The 15,958-nt window shown below is 66.1% G+C and carries 14 protein-coding genes; 5 read left to right on the top strand and 9 right to left on the bottom strand.

Going from position 1 to position 15,958, the window contains the following annotated elements; all coding sequences use genetic code 11:
* The first annotated feature begins 101 nt into the window (after nt 1–101).
* A complete protein-coding gene (locus IE00_RS14785) occupies nt 102–566 on the top strand; it encodes an Lrp/AsnC family transcriptional regulator (protein WP_072297977.1) in 465 nt (154 codons plus the stop codon).
* Here IE00_RS14785 and selB read toward each other — a convergent pair.
* The 6 genes from selB to fdnG are packed head-to-tail and all read right to left on the bottom strand — an operon-like array spanning nt 563 to nt 9,560.
* Nucleotides 563–2,464: a selenocysteine-specific translation elongation factor gene (selB, locus tag IE00_RS14790; protein WP_072297978.1), complete on the bottom strand. Its 1,902-nt coding sequence runs from the start codon at nt 2,462–2,464 to the stop codon at nt 563–565. The genes IE00_RS14785 and selB overlap by 4 nt on opposite strands.
* The gene (gene selA / locus IE00_RS14795; protein WP_072297979.1) at nt 2,461–3,837 is read right to left on the bottom strand and encodes an L-seryl-tRNA(Sec) selenium transferase; all 1,377 of its coding nucleotides are present in this window, start codon (nt 3,835–3,837) and stop codon (nt 2,461–2,463) included. The genes selB and selA overlap by 4 nt, the downstream gene beginning before the upstream one ends.
* Complete coding sequence (gene fdhE / locus IE00_RS14800; protein WP_072297980.1) at nt 3,837–4,751, bottom strand: formate dehydrogenase accessory protein FdhE; 915 nt, start codon at nt 4,749–4,751, stop codon at nt 3,837–3,839. Before fdhE ends, selA begins: the two co-directional genes overlap by 1 nt.
* 53 nt (nt 4,752–4,804) lie before the next feature.
* A complete protein-coding gene (locus IE00_RS14805) occupies nt 4,805–5,494 on the bottom strand; it encodes a formate dehydrogenase subunit gamma (RefSeq protein WP_072297981.1) in 690 nt (229 codons plus the stop codon).
* A complete protein-coding gene (gene fdxH / locus IE00_RS14810; RefSeq protein WP_072297982.1) occupies nt 5,494–6,480 on the bottom strand; it encodes a formate dehydrogenase subunit beta in 987 nt (328 codons plus the stop codon). Before fdxH ends, IE00_RS14805 begins: the two co-directional genes overlap by 1 nt.
* The gene (gene fdnG / locus IE00_RS14815; RefSeq protein ID WP_083554458.1) at nt 6,477–9,560 is read right to left on the bottom strand and encodes a formate dehydrogenase-N subunit alpha; all 3,084 of its coding nucleotides are present in this window, start codon (nt 9,558–9,560) and stop codon (nt 6,477–6,479) included. The genes fdxH and fdnG overlap by 4 nt, the downstream gene beginning before the upstream one ends.
* Before the next feature lie 324 nt (nt 9,561–9,884).
* Between fdnG and IE00_RS14820 the strand changes: the two genes are divergently transcribed.
* Genes IE00_RS14820 through IE00_RS14830 form a run of 3 tightly spaced genes read left to right on the top strand, consistent with a single transcriptional unit; the run spans nt 9,885 to nt 12,919 of the window.
* Nucleotides 9,885–10,751 carry a putative selenate ABC transporter substrate-binding protein gene (locus IE00_RS14820; protein WP_072297983.1) on the top strand — a complete coding sequence of 289 codons (867 nt, stop codon included), beginning with the start codon at nt 9,885–9,887 and terminating at the stop codon, nt 10,749–10,751.
* A 4-nt stretch (nt 10,752–10,755) separates the two neighbouring features.
* On the top strand, nt 10,756–11,415 hold the full coding sequence (locus tag IE00_RS14825; protein WP_371328448.1) for an ATP-binding cassette domain-containing protein: 660 nt from the start codon (nt 10,756–10,758) through the stop codon (nt 11,413–11,415).
* Complete coding sequence (locus IE00_RS14830) at nt 11,405–12,919, top strand: ABC transporter permease (protein ID WP_072297985.1); 1,515 nt, start codon at nt 11,405–11,407, stop codon at nt 12,917–12,919. The genes IE00_RS14825 and IE00_RS14830 overlap by 11 nt, the downstream gene beginning before the upstream one ends.
* Here IE00_RS14830 and IE00_RS14835 read toward each other — a convergent pair.
* Together IE00_RS14835 and IE00_RS20205 are read right to left on the bottom strand one after the other, a co-directional pair.
* Complete coding sequence (locus IE00_RS14835; RefSeq protein WP_072297986.1) at nt 12,916–13,539, bottom strand: acyl-homoserine-lactone synthase; 624 nt, start codon at nt 13,537–13,539, stop codon at nt 12,916–12,918. The genes IE00_RS14830 and IE00_RS14835 overlap by 4 nt on opposite strands.
* 7 nt (nt 13,540–13,546) lie before the next feature.
* The gene (locus tag IE00_RS20205; RefSeq protein ID WP_158530001.1) at nt 13,547–13,753 is read right to left on the bottom strand and encodes a hypothetical protein; all 207 of its coding nucleotides are present in this window, start codon (nt 13,751–13,753) and stop codon (nt 13,547–13,549) included.
* A gap of 142 nt (nt 13,754–13,895) precedes the next feature.
* Here IE00_RS20205 and IE00_RS14845 point away from each other — a divergent pair, with 142 nt between their 5' ends.
* A complete protein-coding gene (locus IE00_RS14845; RefSeq protein ID WP_072297988.1) occupies nt 13,896–14,513 on the top strand; it encodes a LuxR family transcriptional regulator in 618 nt (205 codons plus the stop codon).
* On the opposite strand, the gene xylB is transcribed toward IE00_RS14845, so the two are convergent.
* Nucleotides 14,504–15,955 (bottom strand): xylulokinase, encoded by a 1,452-nt coding sequence (xylB, locus tag IE00_RS14850; RefSeq protein ID WP_072297989.1) that lies wholly within the window; start codon nt 15,953–15,955, stop codon nt 14,504–14,506. The two genes, IE00_RS14845 and xylB, sit on opposite strands and share 10 nt — an antisense overlap.
* Nucleotides 15,956–15,958: the final 3 nt, after the last annotated feature.

Genomic DNA, 15,958 nt, shown 5'->3' on the forward strand with positions numbered 1-15,958 from the left:
CTTGGCGTTTCACGCATGATACCGTCTAGTGTATGGACGATGTGTCCAAAGGTTGATCAGACCGTGGGCGGAATGACCATAATCAGCGGAAAAACAGAACAATGTCAGACCTTCTGGACCCGACGAATCGGCGCATCCTGCGCGAATTGCTGGCCGATGCCCGCATTCCCATGACCGAACTGGCGCGCAAGGTGGGCCTGTCCAAGACCCCCGTCGCCCTGCGTGTCCGCCAGCTGGAGGATGCGGGACTGATCACCGGCTATCGCGCGATCCTGTCGCCGCTGAAGCTGGGCCTGAGCCATGTGACCTATATCGAGGTGCGCGTCACCGACACCCGCCAGAAGGCGCTGGAGGCTTTCAACACTGCCGTCCGCGCCATCCCCGAGGTCGAGGAATGTTACATGATCGCGGGCGGCTTCGATTATCTGCTGAAGGTGCGTTCGCGCGACATGGCCCATTACCGCCAGATCATGGCCGAGAGCATCTCGTCGCTGCCCTATGTCCATGCCACCTCCAGCCATGTCGCGATGGAGGCGGTGATCGAACAGGGCGGCGCGACGATCTAGCCGAACAGGTCCAGCCGATGGGGGTTCAGCCGCCGCAGATCGCCGCGACGGAGCGTGACGCCGTGGCGGTCGAAGAAATCCAGGATCTCGATGGCGACCTTGCGGCCGTTCTGGACGCGGTCGCGAAAATCGGGCGCGGTGAACCAGCCTTCGGCCGATTGCGCGTCGACATCGCGCAGGATGGCCACCATCTCCGACGTGGTGCTGCGGGCGAAGAAATGGTCATGCGCGATCTGATCGGTCCGCCCCAGCTTCTGCGTCAGTTTCAGGACGCGCCGGACCTCCTTTTCATCCACGCCGAAATCGGTCGCGAAATCGCGCACACGGGGGGGGCGGAATCTCAGCGGGCCCGTCAGTGACGGCGCGATGCGGTCCCACAGCGCCTGATCCTGATCGGTCAGGCGCACCTCGTGTCCCGGCTGGCGAATGAAGGCCCCGTCCAGAACGATGCGCCCGGCCTGCGCCTCGGATTGCAGCAGGACCAGATAGGCTTCCTTGGGCAGGCGCGGCGTCAGCGCCAGTCGCAATTTTTCGCGCCCCAATCCGGCCAGGTCGGGATTTTCCTCGTGGAATTGCGACAGTTGGGTCTGCATGCCGTCGCGAAGGGACTCCAGCTGCGCCTGTGACAGGGCCATGGCCCCGACGGCGTGTCCCTGGGCATCGTCCAATGCCTGCTGTGCGGTGGCGCCCGCCAGGCCACGATCACGCGCGAATACCGCCATTTCGACGGGGGCCACCGACAGCATCGCCCGCAGGGCCCGCGCCGGATCGGCATGGCGGGCGGCTTCGATCAGGGCCAGCCGTTCGGGCGCGCGGCGCTTGCGGGCCGGGGGGCGCAGGTCCAGGAACCGCCCCCCGCCAATGGTCCGCATGGCCGACACGTCGCGCAGGATGAAGCGATCCCCGATCCCCGCCGCGACGGGGCGGTCCAGCACGATCTGGACCGGCCCCTGAGATCCGGGCACGATCGGATCGCCAAGCGGCACGATGCGCGCACCCAGTTCTGCGGCATGGCTGTGCAGGCGGGCGGGAAACCAGGTGCCGATAGGGGTGGGTTCGGATGGCAGCACGCTGAGCATCGCGTCGATGCGCGTGGTCGGCGCATGCAGGGCAGGGGCCATGACGACATCGCCGCGATGGATGGCATCCTTGGTGATCTGATCGCCTGCCAGGTTCAGGGCGCATCGCTGGCCGGCCAGACCCAGGGTTGCCGCGCGGCTTTGGGCATGAATGCCGCGCACACGCGCGCTCAGACCAGTCGGTCCGACCACCACCTGATCGCCGACGGCCACCCGACCCGCGATGATCGTCCCCGTCACCACCGTCCCGGTGCCCGACAGGGTAAAGCTGCGATCCACGGTCATGCGCAGGGGACCATCGGCATGTCGGGCGGCTGTTTCGGCCTCGGCCTGCGACAGGGCGTCGCGCAGGTCGGCGATCCCTTCGCCGGTGACGGTCGATGCCATCAGCACCGGCGCATCGCGGAGACCGGTCGGGGCGGTCAGCTCGCGGACTTGGGCCGCAACGGCGTCGCGCCGCACCTGATCGGCCAGATCGCATTTGGTCATCACGACCAGCCCGCGTTCCATGCCCAACAGGTCAAGAATCGCCATATGTTCACGGGTCTGGGGCATCACCCCGTCATCGGCGGCGACCACCAGCAGCGCCATGTCGATGCCGCCCGCGCCCGCCAGCATGGTGTGGATCAGGCGTTCATGTCCCGGAACGTCGACAAATCCGGTGATCTGGCCGCTTCCCAGATCGGCATAGGCAAACCCCAGGTCGATGGTGATGCCACGGGCCTTTTCCTCGGCCAGGCGGTCGGCATCGGTGCCGGTCAGCGCCTTGACCAGGGCGGTCTTGCCGTGGTCGATATGCCCCGCAGTGCCGACGATCATAGGTCGGCCAGCGCCCGCATCAGCGCATCGTCATCATCCAGGCAGCGCAGGTCCAGGATCAGCGCCCCGTCCCGGATATGCCCGATGACAGGGTGGGGCAGGGCGCGCAGCAGCGCCGCCAGCCGGTCCGGCGCATCGCCGCCCGGTCCGGTCAGCCGCAACCCCGCCGAGGGGATGGTGTCGGTCGGCAAGGCACCCGAGCCGATCTGGCTGGCGCAATCGGTCACCGCCGCGTCGAAGCCAAGCGGTGCCAGTCGTGCCGCAACCTGCGGGGCCAGCCGCTGTGCCTGCGCCGCGATCTGGTCGCGCGGACGCGACAGGATGCGCAGAACGGGCATGCGCGCGGTCAGCCTGTCGGGGTCCCGATACAGCCGCAAGGTCGCCTGCAGCGCCGCGATGCGGATCTTGTCCAGGCGCAAGGCGCGTTTCAGGGGGTTCCTGTTGATCCGCGCGATCAGGTCGCGCCGCCCGACGATGAAACCGGCCTGCGGTCCCCCCAACAGCTTGTCGCCCGAGAAGGTGATCAGATCGGCCCCTTCCGCCACGGCCTCGGCCACGGTGGGTTCGCGGCGCAGCCCATAGTGTGAAAGATCGACCAGCGATCCCGCCCCAAGGTCGTTCATAAGCACCACCCCGGCGTCGCGCGCGATCCGCGACAGGTCGGGTGCGCCAACCTCGGCGGTGAAACCTTCGATCCGATAATTCGAGGTATGCACCTTGAGGATCAGGGCGGTATCCTCGGTTATGGCGTCCTGATAATCATGCGGATGGGTGCGGTTCGTGGTCCCGACCTCGACCAGGCGCGTGCCCGCGCGCGACATGATGTCGGGCATGCGGAAGGCGCCGCCGATCTCGATCAGTTCCCCGCGGGATACGATGGACTCGCGCCCCTGGCCAAGGCTGTTCAGCGCGATCAGCACGGCGGCGGCGTTGTTGTTGACGACGGTCGCGTCCTCGGCCCCCGTCAGTTCGCACAACAACCCGCGCAGATGATCGTCGCGCTGTCCGCGCCCGCCCGTGGTCAGGTCGAATTCCAGCGCCAGGGGCGAGGCCATGGCATCCGTCGCGGCTGCGATCGCCTCGGGCGCCAGGATCGCGCGGCCCAGATTGGTGTGCAGCACCGTGCCCGTCAGGTTCAGGATCGGACGCAGGTCCGTCTGCGCCATGCCCGCCAGATCGGCGGCCAGCAGATGCGGCAGGCGCGCCGCCTGCACCATGCCATCCGCCCCATCCCGAATGGCTTGCCGCGCCGCATCCAGCGCAGCGCGCGCCGTCGCCGTCACCAACTGCCGGCCATGCGCATCGATCAGCTGCGCGACGCTGTCCGTCTGCAGCAGCTGATCGACCGAAGGCAGGGCGCGGAAGCCGTTCATCAATAGCCTGTCAGGAAGGGATTGAAGCCGCCCCGCGTCTTGTCGGTATCCTTCATCATCAGATCCAGCCCCAAGCTTGCGACGTCGTCGGCGATGGGTTCAAGGCTGTGGTTCTTGTTCTGGTACAGCACCTTGACCCAATGATCGCATTCCGAACAGACCTCGGCACGGACGGTGGCCTCGATCGTCTCGACGCTGCGATAGCTGATGCCCTTGGTCGACCCGCAGCACAGGCAGGTCAGGCGCACCTCGTTCCATTGCGTGGTGCAGCAGGAACAGGCGGCATAGCGCGCCCCGTCCAGCGCCCCGATGCCGACTACGCTGGAGGTCGCGGGCCGCCCCCCACAGGACGGGCAGATGCCGGTTCTGATCGGAACCAGCTTGTCGGCGGGCAGCGTCGCGGCGATGCGCGACAGATGCAGCTGGACGGCGGCTGCGACGAACAGATGCGCTGCGGCGCTGTCATCGGGAATGCGGTCGGCCAGCACGTTTTCCAGCAGCCAGTGTCGATCCGCGATGGGTGCGGCCTTGACGGCCTGCAGGGCGATGCGGGCGGGTTCGGGCATCTCGATCTGAGCCGCTAGGTCCAGGAACCTGTCCAGCGTCGCGTAAAGCCCGGCATCCGTGGCCATTTCGGCCCGGTCGATGGGGGGCATGCGGTGCGCCCGGGCGGTTTCGATGCGGTCGGCGGGCAGGGAATCGGCGGCGGGCAATTCACCCGCCAGCCGGGCCTGAACCGCCGTCAGCGCCCCAAGAAAGCGCAGATAGGGGGCGACGTTGCCGCCGTGATCGGCCAGGAAATCGAACCGCTCGGCCCGGGTCGCGAACAATTTCGCGGGGCCGGGCAAAAAGGCAAGCGGCGCCTTGGGGACGCCGCCGATGGCCGATGGATCGGGTTGGATCTGAGTGTTCATTGTCTTCTCCGGGCCGACCGGCCACAGGGGGTCGGCGATGAAGCCTCGGCAGATTACTCTGCCGGGCCTTTTGTGTCGCGGCTGGCGATTTCGCGCAACCATTTCCGGTGGTGACGCCATGCCCAGCCACCGGTGACGGTGCCGCGGGTCATGGCGCGCAGGGTGCCACGGGTCCAGACCGCCGCATAGACATGCAGGATAAAGACCAGCAGGATCGCCACAGCCGCCAGCGCATGCAGAAGAACCGCGATGCGGCGCATGGGAACCGGAACGTAATGGGCAAAGAACTGCTGCCAGATCATCACGCCGGTGACGATCAACAGCAGGATCAGCCCGGTCATCGCCCAGAAGACGAATTTCTGCCCGGCATTGTATTTGCCAAGCTCGGGCAGCTTGTCCTCGTTGCCCTTGACCACGTCGCCGATGCGGGTGGTCCAGGTGACATCCTCGGGCTTGGGCATGTTCAGGCGCCACAGCTGCACGAACATCAGCAGGAAGCTGAAGAACAGCACCACGCCCATGATCGGGTGCAGCCAGCGTGTGATCTGACCGCCACCGAACAATCCCGTCAGGAAATAGAGCGACGGGTGGAACAGGGCCAGACCCGAAATCGCCAGCAGGATCAGCGTCGCCGCCGTGATCCAGTGGTTGATGCGGGTGAACCCCCGGTAACGGCTGACCGTCACCGGGGTCTTGCTGTCGATATGATCGCCGCGTTCGGAATAATAGGGACGTGGCACCATCAGACATGACCTCCGTTTTCAGGATCGCGATGTTCGACAACCAGCGTCTTGGCGGCCTCGTCGTCATGATCGTCGGGGCGGTTGCCGCGACTGAACAGGCCGTGCAGGGTCGCCCCAAGGGCCGCCAGCCCCACGACCGCCAGACCGGCGGTCTTGGTCACACCCTTCCAACCTTCCACCAGCGGAGAGATCCGCGGGTTATCCGCAAGGTTGTTATAGATGCCCGGCTTGTCGGCATGGTGCAGCACATACATCACATGCGTGCCGCCGACGCCCTGCGGATCGTAAAGCCCGGCATTGTCATAGCCGCGCGACTTCAGATCCTCGATGCGGGTTGCGGCATGGGCCTTCATGTCCTCCTTGGTGCCAAAGACGATGGCCTGCGTGGGACATGCCTTGGCGCAGGCCGGGCCCTGGCCCACGGCGATCCGGTCGGAACACAGGGTGCATTTATAGCTCTTGTGATCGACCTGGCTGATCCGCGGAATGTTGAACGGACAGCCGGTGACGCAATAGCCGCAGCCGATGCAGTTGTCGTGGATGAAATCGACGATGCCGTTGGAATATTGCACGATGGCGCCGGGCGCCGGGCAGGCCTTCAGGCAGCCCGGATCCTCGCAATGCATGCAGCCGTCCTTGCGGATCAGCCATTCCAGGTTGTCGGTCTCGGGGTTCTCCCATTCGCTGAAGCGCATCAGGGTGAACATGTTCGGGGTCAGGTCGTGGGGGTTTTCATAGACCCCCACGTTCTCCTCGATCTCGGGCTTGGTGTCGTTCCACTCGATGCAGGCGGATTGGCAGGCCTTGCAGCCGATGCATTTGGACACATCGATCAGCTTGGCTAGCTTCTCCAGCTGACGATCGGGTTGCGGAACATCCCGCGTGGCCGAGATGCGGACGATGTCGGACGTATCGAAATACGCCTTCATCGGCTGCACGGGCGGGTTCGACACCGCAGTGGTGGGACCGGCGACTGTATCCTTCATGCGACCGGCTCCTCTGCTGCGGGTTCGATGTTGACAAGGAAGGCCTTGAATTCGGGCGTATCCGTGTTGGCGTCACCGACGAACGGCGTCAGGCTGTTCGGCCCGAAGCCCTTCTTGGCAGCCCCCATGAAGCCCCAGTGCAGCGGAATGCCCACCACATGGACCTGCTTGCCGTCGCAGATCAAGGGACGCAGGCGCTTGGTCACGACGGCTTTCGCCCAGACTTCGCCCCGTTTGCCCCAGACCCGCACGCGGCCTCCCTTCTTGATGCCCCGCTCGGCGGCCAGTTCCTCGCTGATCTCCACGAAGAACTCGGGCTGCAGCGCGGCGTTCACCACGTTGTGCTTGGTCCAATAGTGGAAATGCTCGGTCAGGCGGTACGAGGTCGCCACGAAGGGGAACTCGTCGCTGGTGCCAAGACGCGCGGCATCGCTTTCAAAGATGCGCGCCACCGGATTGCCACGCATCTTCGGGTTGAAGACGTTGGCCATCGGGCTTTCGAACGGCTCCATATGCGTCGGGAACGGCCCGTCGCGCATCATGCCCCGGGTGAACAGGCGCGACACGCCTTCCTGGTTCATGATGAAGGGGCCGACCTCGGAGGGTTTCGCGGTCGGTGAAATGTCGGGCACGTCGTAACCCTCCCATTTCTCGCCGGTCCACTCGATCAGCTTGCGGGACGGATCCCACGGCTTGCCCTCCATGTCGGCCGAAGCACGGTTATAGAGGATCCGCCGGTTGGCCGGCCATGCGAACGACCAGTTCAGGAACATGCCGGTATCGTCGGGATCGGAATTGTCCCGCCGCGCCATCATGTTGCCTTCCTCGGTCCAGCTGCCGGAATAGATCCAGCAGCCCGCCATGGTCGATCCGTCGTCACGAAGCTGGCCAAAGCCCGAAAGCTGCTTGCCGGCCTCGGCCACCACCTTGGTGTCGTCGGCAGGATCATAGACGGTGGACAAGGCCTTGCCGTTCATTTCCCGTGCCAGTTCCTCGGGGGTGGGTTCGTTCGGATCGGCATAGTTCCAGGTCAGGTTCAGGATCGGATCGGCAAAGGCGCCGCCCTCTTCCTGATACAGCTTGCGCACCCGCTGGAAGATCTGCGCCATGATCCAGGTGTCGTGCTTGGCCTGACCCGGAGGCGTCGCCCCCGCCCAGTGCCACTGCAGCCAGCGACCCGAATTGACCAGCGCGCCTTCGTCCTCGGCGAAACAAGTCGTGGGCAGCTGATAGACCTGGGTCTGGATGGACGCGGTATCCACATCGTTGTGGATGCCGTGGTTCTGCCAGAAATTGGAGGTTTCCGTTTCCAGCGGGTCCATCACGACCAGCGTCTTCAGCTTGGACAGTGCCGTCGTGATCTTGCCCCGGTGGGGGAAGGACAGCATCGGGTTGAAGCCCTGACAGAAATACAGGTTCACCCGGCCCTGGTCCATCAGCTCGAACATGCGCAGGATGTCGTATGACGGCACGTCCAGCTTGGGCAGGTATTGGAAGGCCCAATCGTTTTCCGGCGTCGCGGCATCGCCCCACATCGCCTTCATGAAGCTGACCATGAACTTGGAATAGTTCTGCCAATAGCTTGTCTGACCCGGCTGCAGCGGCTTGAAGTCGCGCGTCGACATGTAGGTCTGCCAGTCGGGCTCCTTTTCCGTCGGGATGTTCAGATATCCCGGGATCAGGTTCGACATCAGGCCCAGATCGGTCAGGCCCTGGATGTTGGAATGCCCGCGAAGCGCGTTCATGCCACCACCGCGCACGCCGATATTGCCCAGGATCAGCTGAAGCATCGCCATGCCGCGGATGTTCTGGCCACCCTTGGAATGCTGGGTCCAGCCAAGCGCGTACATCGAGGTCATCGTCCGGTCGGGCGCGCTGCATTCGCCGATCATCTGGCAGATGGTCAGGAACTTGTCGCGCGGCGTGCCGGTGATGTTTTCCACGAATTCGGGCGTATAGACGTCGACATGCTTCTTCAGCAGCTGCCACACGCAGCGCGGGTCCTGCAGGGTCGGGTCGGTCAGCGCAAAGCCGTCCTCGCCGATCTGGTAGTCCCAGCTGGACTTGTCGTAATCGCGCTTTTCCTCGTCATAGCCGGTGAAAAGACCGTCGTTCCAGCCGAATTCATCCTTCACCAGCAATGCGGCGTTGGTGAAGTTCTTGACGTATTCCCACTGGACCTTGTCGTTTTCCATGCACCAGCGGATCGCGCCCATCAGGAACGCGATGTCGCTGCCCGGACGGATGGGCGCATAGTAATCCGCGACCGATGCCGTGCGCGTATAGCGCGGATCGACCACGATCAGCTTGGCACCCCGATGCGCCTTGGCTTCGGTCACCCATTTGAAGCCGCACGGATGCGCTTCGGCGGCATTGCCGCCCATCACGACCACAAGGTCGGTATTCTTAATGTCGGTCCACGCGTTGGTCATCGCGCCACGGCCAAATGTTGGGCCCAAACTGGACACCGTAGGGCCGTGTCAGACGCGTGCCTGATTGTCGAAGCCGACTATCCCCATGGACCGGACCGTCTTGTAGGTCAGCCATGCGGTTTCATTGGTGGTTGCGGACGCGGCCAGGAAACCTGCGGTCGTCCAGCGGTTGACGGTGACGCCTGCATCGTTCGTGGCGATGAAGTTCTGGTCACGGTCGTCCTTGATCGCGCGCGCGATGTCGTCCAGCGCCTCGTCCCAGGAAATCTCCTCGAACTGGTCGGAACCGGGACGGCGGACGCGGGGCTGCGTCAGGCGGGTCGGTGCCAGGACGAAATCCTTCAGCGCCGCGCCCTTGGGGCACAGCGTTCCGCGGTTCGTCGGATGGTCGACATCGCCTTCGATATGCAGAAGCTCGGCGGTTTCGCCGGCCTTCACGTCGCCTTTGGAATACATGATGATCCCGCAGGCCACCGAGCAGTAGGGGCAGGTGTTGCGCGTTTCAGTCGTCGTGGCCAGCTTGAAGGCGCGCACATGCGCGGCCTCGGCTGCCTCGGCTTCGCCGAAGCCCAAGGCTCCTAGCGACGTTGCCGCAACCCCCGCACCCGCCAGCCTCAGAAAGCCGCGGCGCGAAAGGTCAATGTTCATGGGACCCTCCATCTGCCTGTCATCATTGATAGGTACTCCTTTATTGTCCGCCCCGGTTGCACCCAAGTCAAGGGGAGTTGACCTGCGCGTGAGGTCGCAGGGGGCCTGTTCACGATCTCTTGCGCCGGGACGGGCGGACTTGCTAAGAGGGCGGTGAAAAGCCAATGCGCCGTGTGCGCTTGGGCCCTGTGGCTTCACCGCGTGGCGGTGGCTTGACGACACGGTGCGCGACCCGGCCAGCCATTGCGCGGGGTCCGCCGTTTATCCCCCCTTTCGCCGTGTTCCGCCACCCGCAGTCCCCTGCCACCCTGAGGATTTCCGCCCATGTTCCTGTCGCGTCTGACCGCCCTGGCCGTCACCGCCTGCCTGTCGCTTGCGGGCATCGCCCATGCCAAGGACACGCTCTATTTCTCGGCCATTCCCGACGATGATGAAACGCGCCTTGCCGAACGCTTCGGCGCGGTCGCCGATTACCTGTCGCAGGAACTGGACGTGCCGGTCGAATTCGTGCCGGTGAAATCCTATCCGGCCGCCGTCACGGCCTTTCGCAACGACCAGGTCCAGCTGGCCTGGTTCGGCGGCCTTTCGGGCGTGCAGGCGCGGCTGCTGGTTCCCGATGCCCGCGCCATCGCGCAGGGCGACGAGGATCAGAGCTTCGTCACCTATTTCATCGCCAACACCGAAACCGGCCTGACCGAATCCGAAGGCTTCCCCGAAGCGGCCCGCGGCATGTCCTTCACCTTCGGTGCCAAGACCTCGACCTCGGGGCGGCTGATGCCCGAATACCAGATCCGCGAACAGACCGGCGAGGCCCCCGAGGAGTTCTTCGGTCGCGTCGGGTTCTCGGGCGATCACGCACAGACGTTGCGTCTGGTCGCATCGGGCGCCTGGCAGGTCGGTGCGCTGAATTTCACCGTCTATGACCAGGCCGTGACCGAAGGCGCCCCCGAGGTCGAGACCGCCAAGGTCATCTGGAAGACGCCGCCCTATCCGGATTACAACTGGACCATCCGCGGCGATGTCGATGCCCGTTGGGGCGAGGGTTTCGCCGACCGCGTCCAGGCCGCCCTGATCGGCATGACGGACCCCGCGCTGCTGGCCGCCTTCCCGCGCAACGCCTTCGTGCCCGCCACCAACGAAGACTATGCCCCGATCGAGGCCGTCGGGCGCCAGCTGGATCTGCTGGAGTAATCGCTTGCAACTGCTGGACGGGGTCGATCTCGGCTATGACGGCGCCCCGGTGCTGCGCGACCTGCGCCTGGCCATCACCCCCGGCCAGCGGGTCGCGCTGCTGGGGCGCAGCGGTTCGGGCAAATCCACGCTGCTGAGCGCGTTGCGCGACAGCCTGCTGGCCCGCGACCTGCGGGTGGCGCTGGTCCCCCAGGATCACGCGCTGGTCCCCCAGCTTTCCGCGCTGCGCAACGTGCTGATGGGGCGGCTGGACGATCACGGCGCGCTGCGCAACCTGCGCACGCTGATCCGCCCGTCGCGCAGCGACCGCGCGGCGGCCCTGTCCGATCTGGCTCGCGTCGGCCTGACCGATCTGGCCGATCGCGCGGTCGAGACCCTGTCGGGCGGCCAGCAGCAGCGTGTCGCCCTGGCCCGCGCGCTGCATCGCGGGGGCGACGTGATCGTCGGGGATGAACCGCTGTCCGCCGTCGATCCGCGTCAGGCGCTGGCCTTGGCGCATCAGATCCGCGACGCCTTTCCGACGGCCATCCTGGCCCTGCATGACGTGGCCATCGCCCGTGCCTTCGCCACCCGCATCATCGGGTTGAAGGATGGCCGGGTTCTGTTTGACCTGCCCGCAGATCAGTTGGCCCCCGCCCGGACCGAGGCGCTCTATGCCCGCTAGCGTGTCGCGTGGCGGTGTCGTGGCCCTGTTCCTGGGCCTTGCCCTGATCTGCCTGCCCTTCGTCGATTTCGCCACCGCCGGCCATGACCCCTGGGCCGAGCTGGGCCGCATGGCCCGTGGTTTCCTGGCCCCCGATTTCACGGCGGTCGAACAGATCGGATGGGCGGTCGCGCTGACCATCGCCTTTGCCGTGGCGGGGGTGGCGCTTGGCGGTGCGGCGGGGCTGGTCCTGGCGCCCTTCTATCGGCTGCGGCCGGTGCGCTGGCTGGCCATCGCCCTGCGATCCGTGCACGAACTGTTCTGGGCGCTGCTGCTGCTGCAGGTCTTCGGCATCAGCGTCTGGTCGGGCCTTCTGGCCATCGCGCTGCCCTATGCGGGGATCTTTGCCAAGGTCCTGTCCGAGATTCTGGACGAGGCCGATCCCCGGCCCTCGCGCTGGCTGGGGGCAGGGGTCGATCCGCTGACCCGGTTCCTCTGGGCGCGCGCGCCCTTGGCGCGGCCGCAGATGGTCAGCTATGCCCTTTATCGGCTGGAATGCGGGCTGCGGTCTTCGGCGGTCCTGGGTTTCGTGGGGCTGCCGACGCTTGGCTATCAGTTGGACAGCTTCTTCAAGCAGGGCGATTACGGCGCGGCGGGCGCGGTCATGGCGATCTATATCCTGCTGATCGCGACCGTGCGGCAATGGATGCGTCCGCGGCTGGCGCTGGCCTGGCTGGCGCTGGCGGTCGGGGTGCTGACACAGGTGTCATCGCCCCCGATGGGGCAAGGGGCGCTGTGGCGGTTCCTCAGCCAGGACATCATCCCGGCCCCCTTGCGTGCGGGCGATCCGGCGGGGCTGTGGCCTTGGCTCTGGGACCTGACCACGGGGTCGATCCTGCCGGGACTGGGGGCGACGCTGGTCGTCGCGCAGCTGTCGCTGATCCTTGCGGGGGCGCTGGCCTTCGTGGGTCAGGCGCTGATCGTGCCGCGCGTCAGCGGACGGGTCGGGGCCTGGCTGGGGCATCTGGTGCTGGTGCTGTTGCGGTCCTTTCCCGAATACATGCTGGCCTATCTGTTCCTGCAGGTCTTCGGGCCATCCATGCTGCCCGCCGTCCTGGCGCTTGGGCTGCATAACGGGGCGATCATCGGCCATCTGCTGGGACGGCAGGCGCGCGACCTGACCTTGCGCCCCGACGCGCCGCGGGGCCTGACGCTGTGGGGGTGGGAAATCGTGCCGCGCCTGTTCGGCAGTTTCGTCGCGCTCTGCCTCTATCGGTGGGAGATCATCATCCGCGAAAGCGCCATCCTGGGCCTTCTGGGGGTGGCGACGCTCGGGTTCTATCTGGACGACGCCATCGTCGCGCTGCGCATGGACCGCGCACTCGTCATCCTGGTCGCCACCGCGCTGGTGACGATCCTGATCGATGCCCTGTCGCGGGGCATCCGTGCCCGCATCGGGGCGGGGTCTTTGCGTCGCAGGGACGCCTTGCCGGGCCGACCGGCCCGGCAGGCCAGCCACCCTTAGACCGTCATCGCCGCCGAAGGGCCGCGCACGGCGCAGGCGAAGGCCAGGAACTTGCCGTCGTCATTCGACACCAGGTCCCCCATCGGACGCGGCGTCCAGCCAAGCCGCGCGGCCATGCGCAGGAAGGCGGGCGGCCCCAGAAACAGGCAATCGCTGGCGCCCGCCGCGTGAAGATGCGTGTTGGCAGCCTCCAGAATGCTCTCCGCAAGGCCGGGCAGGGGCAGGGCCGCGAAGCGGGTCAGTTCCCACGCTCCGGCATCGACGGGGGGGTCCTCGTGGCACAGATTTGTCGGCATGCCGGGCAGAAGACCCAGATGGGCGTCGCGGATCATGTAGGAATAGACGACCTTGCCCGCGCCGAAACTGGTATCGGTGCGCTTCAGGCGCGCACCGCCCACGGCCTGCCCATCGCGATGGGCGATGACATAGACGGTGTCGAAGGTGTCGTATTGCTCGAACTCGATCCCTTCGGCGTGATGCAGGGGCCAGGCCATCCGGTCCACGAAGATCTGCTTGCGCAGCTTGAAGAAGCTGGTGACCAGATCGAACCGCGCCATGTCGCGCGGCAGGCAGATCAGTTCGACGGTGATGTCGGCGGCGGGGGTGCGTGTCATGGTCATGCCCCCCTTACTGCCGGATGCCGTCGGGCAGCTTGGCCAGCCCCAGGAACTGGCGTCCGCCCGTCACCTTGTTGGGCAGCCACAACCCCCACGAGGTCACCTCGACCTGCAGCACGCCGCCATCGGCATAGGCGTCGAAATAGGTCAGCATGGTTTCGACCATGTCGCGGCTGAACTCGGCGGTGGCCAGTTTGGGTTCCTTGATATGTGCCATCATCGCATGTCTCCTTTTGGGCGTGATCAACGCCGGAAAGGGTGCGCGTCAAAGATGTGTCTGTCTTGTGAAAACGGCACGACCTGCCTTTTCAGTATGTCCGAAAAGGCATATCCTGCAGGTCACGCAACTTGGGCATGCCATGCTGAACGACCTGATACCGAATTTCGACGACGAGATCGCCCAGATGCACGCGCTTGCGCCAAGCGGCTGGATCATGGGTTTCAACCTGACCTATCGGGGGCCGGAACACCTGTTCAACGCCTATCCCGACGCCTGGCGGAAGATCTACGAGGACCGCAACTATTTCTTCGGCGATCCGATCGCGATGTGGACGATGACCCATGACGGGGCCGCCCGCTGGTCCGAGGTGCGCATCCCCGACCTGCGCGGCGTCATGTCGGCGGCCAAGAAGTTCAGGCTGAATTACGGCGTGGCGATTTCCCGCAAGGTGGCCGGAAAGCGGTCCTTCCTGACCCTGTCCCATCCCGAACGCGAATTCACCGATGACGAGATCGCGCGCTGTTCGGCCAAGTTCCACCTGTGGACGGACATGGTGCTGAACCGCGCCGCGCTGACCACGGCGGAGTTGGACGTGCTGCGCTGTTTCCGCGACGGGCAGGGCCAGCAGGAAACGGCGGCGCTGCTGGGGATCGCGGAATCCACCGTCAAGCAGCGCGCCTTGAAGGCCTGCGCCAAGCTGGGTGCGAAAAGCCGCACCCAGGCCGTGGCGATCGCGGTGGCGCGCAATTACCTCTGAGCGGTCAGGATCGCCGGATAGGCGGCCCGAAAGCCCTGATAGGCATCATCGAAGGCCCCGCGCAGCGCGGGGTCGGGTGCCACGCGGTCGGTGATCTGCGGGGGCGTCATCACCTGCGCCACGTCGCCCGCGCCCGATGCCACCATCGCCAGCCGGGCCGCCCCCAGGGCCGCGCCGAATTCCCCGCCCGCGGGCAGGTCCAGCGTGACGTCCAGCGCGGTCGCGATCACCTGCAACCAGTAACGCGACCGCGCGCCGCCGCCGATCGCCATCAGGCTGTCGGGACGGGCGCCCGTGGCGCGCAGCGCCTCGAGGCTGTCGCGCAGGCCGAAGGCCACACCCTCCAGCACGGCGCGGGTCATGTCGTCGCGGTCGGTCGCCAGGGCCAGGCCGGTAAAGCTGCCCCTGATGCGCGGATCATTGTGGGGGGTGCGTTCGCCCGACAGATAGGGCAGGAACCGCACCGCGCCGGGCGCCCGCAGATCGCCCAGATTGGCGGTCAGGTCGGCGGGCGTCGCGCCGGTGATGCGGGCCAGCCAGTTCAGGCAATCGGTGGCCGACAGCATGACGCCCATCTGGTACCAGGTGTCCGGAACCGCATGGCAGAAGCTGTGCAGCGCGGTTTCGGGCGCAGGGCGATAGCCGTCGCGGGCCATCAGCAACACCCCCGATGTGCCAAGCGAGACGAACCCCGCGCCCTCGGTCATGGCCCCGATCCCGCAGGCCGCGGCGGCATTGTCGCCCGCGCCGCCCGCCACCGTGACGGGGTTGCGCAGACCCCATTCGGCGGCAAGCTCTGCGCGCAGCTGGCCGGCGGGTTCGCTGCCCTCGACAAGGCGGGGCATCTGTCCGCGGTCCAGGCCCGTGCGCGCCAGCAGATCGTCGGACCAGTCGCGCGCGCCCGTGTCCAGCCAGCTGGTGCCCGACGCGTCGGAGAGATCACCGACATGCTCCCCCGTCAGCCACAGGTTCAGATAGGCGGCGGGCAGCAGGACATGCGCGACTTGGGCGCGCAGGTCGGGTTCCTGGGCGGCCATCCAGTCCAGCTTGGGCGCGGTAAAGCCCGGAAAGACGATGTTGCCGGTCAGGGCGCGAAACTCGGGCTGGGCGTCCAGCGATGCTGCCTGTTCATGGCTGCGCGTGTCGTTCCACAGGATGCAGGGCCGCAGCACCTGATCATCGGCCCCCAGGACCGTGGCGCCGTGCATGTGACCTCCGACCGCGATGCCGCGCAGGTCGCTGAATTCGGGGTGACGGTCGCGCAGCTGGCCCATCGCGTCACGAAAGGCCGCGATCCAATCGGCGGGGTCCTGCTCCGACCAGCCGGGATGGGGGTTGCGCGCGTGGTAATGGCTTTCGACCGCGCCGACGGGCTGACCGTCATCCCCGACCAGCAGGGCCCGCAGGCCGGATGTGCCCAGATCGATTCCAAGATAGCTCATGTC

It is taken from the genome of Paracoccus sp. SM22M-07 (assembly GCF_001887735.1).
Taxonomy (GTDB): Bacteria; Pseudomonadota; Alphaproteobacteria; order Rhodobacterales; family Rhodobacteraceae; genus Paracoccus.

Coding starts and splice junctions, on each gene's coding strand:
- IE00_RS14785 (WP_072297977.1), top strand. CDS start 102: ATGTCAGACCTTCTGGACCCGACGAATCGGCGCATCCTGCGCGAATTG.
- selB (WP_072297978.1), bottom strand. CDS start 2,464: ATGATCGTCGGCACTGCGGGGCATATCGACCACGGCAAGACCGCCCTG.
- selA (WP_072297979.1), bottom strand. CDS start 3,837: ATGAACGGCTTCCGCGCCCTGCCTTCGGTCGATCAGCTGCTGCAGACG.
- fdhE (WP_072297980.1), bottom strand. CDS start 4,751: ATGAACACTCAGATCCAACCCGATCCATCGGCCATCGGCGGCGTCCCC.
- IE00_RS14805 (WP_072297981.1), bottom strand. CDS start 5,494: ATGGTGCCACGTCCCTATTATTCCGAACGCGGCGATCATATCGACAGC.
- fdxH (WP_072297982.1), bottom strand. CDS start 6,480: ATGAAGGATACAGTCGCCGGTCCCACCACTGCGGTGTCGAACCCGCCC.
- IE00_RS14820 (WP_072297983.1), top strand. CDS start 9,885: ATGTTCCTGTCGCGTCTGACCGCCCTGGCCGTCACCGCCTGCCTGTCG.
- IE00_RS14830 (WP_072297985.1), top strand. CDS start 11,405: ATGCCCGCTAGCGTGTCGCGTGGCGGTGTCGTGGCCCTGTTCCTGGGC.
- IE00_RS14835 (WP_072297986.1), bottom strand. CDS start 13,539: ATGACCATGACACGCACCCCCGCCGCCGACATCACCGTCGAACTGATC.
- IE00_RS20205 (WP_158530001.1), bottom strand. CDS start 13,753: ATGGCACATATCAAGGAACCCAAACTGGCCACCGCCGAGTTCAGCCGC.
- IE00_RS14845 (WP_072297988.1), top strand. CDS start 13,896: ATGCTGAACGACCTGATACCGAATTTCGACGACGAGATCGCCCAGATG.
- xylB (WP_072297989.1), bottom strand. CDS start 15,955: ATGAGCTATCTTGGAATCGATCTGGGCACATCCGGCCTGCGGGCCCTG.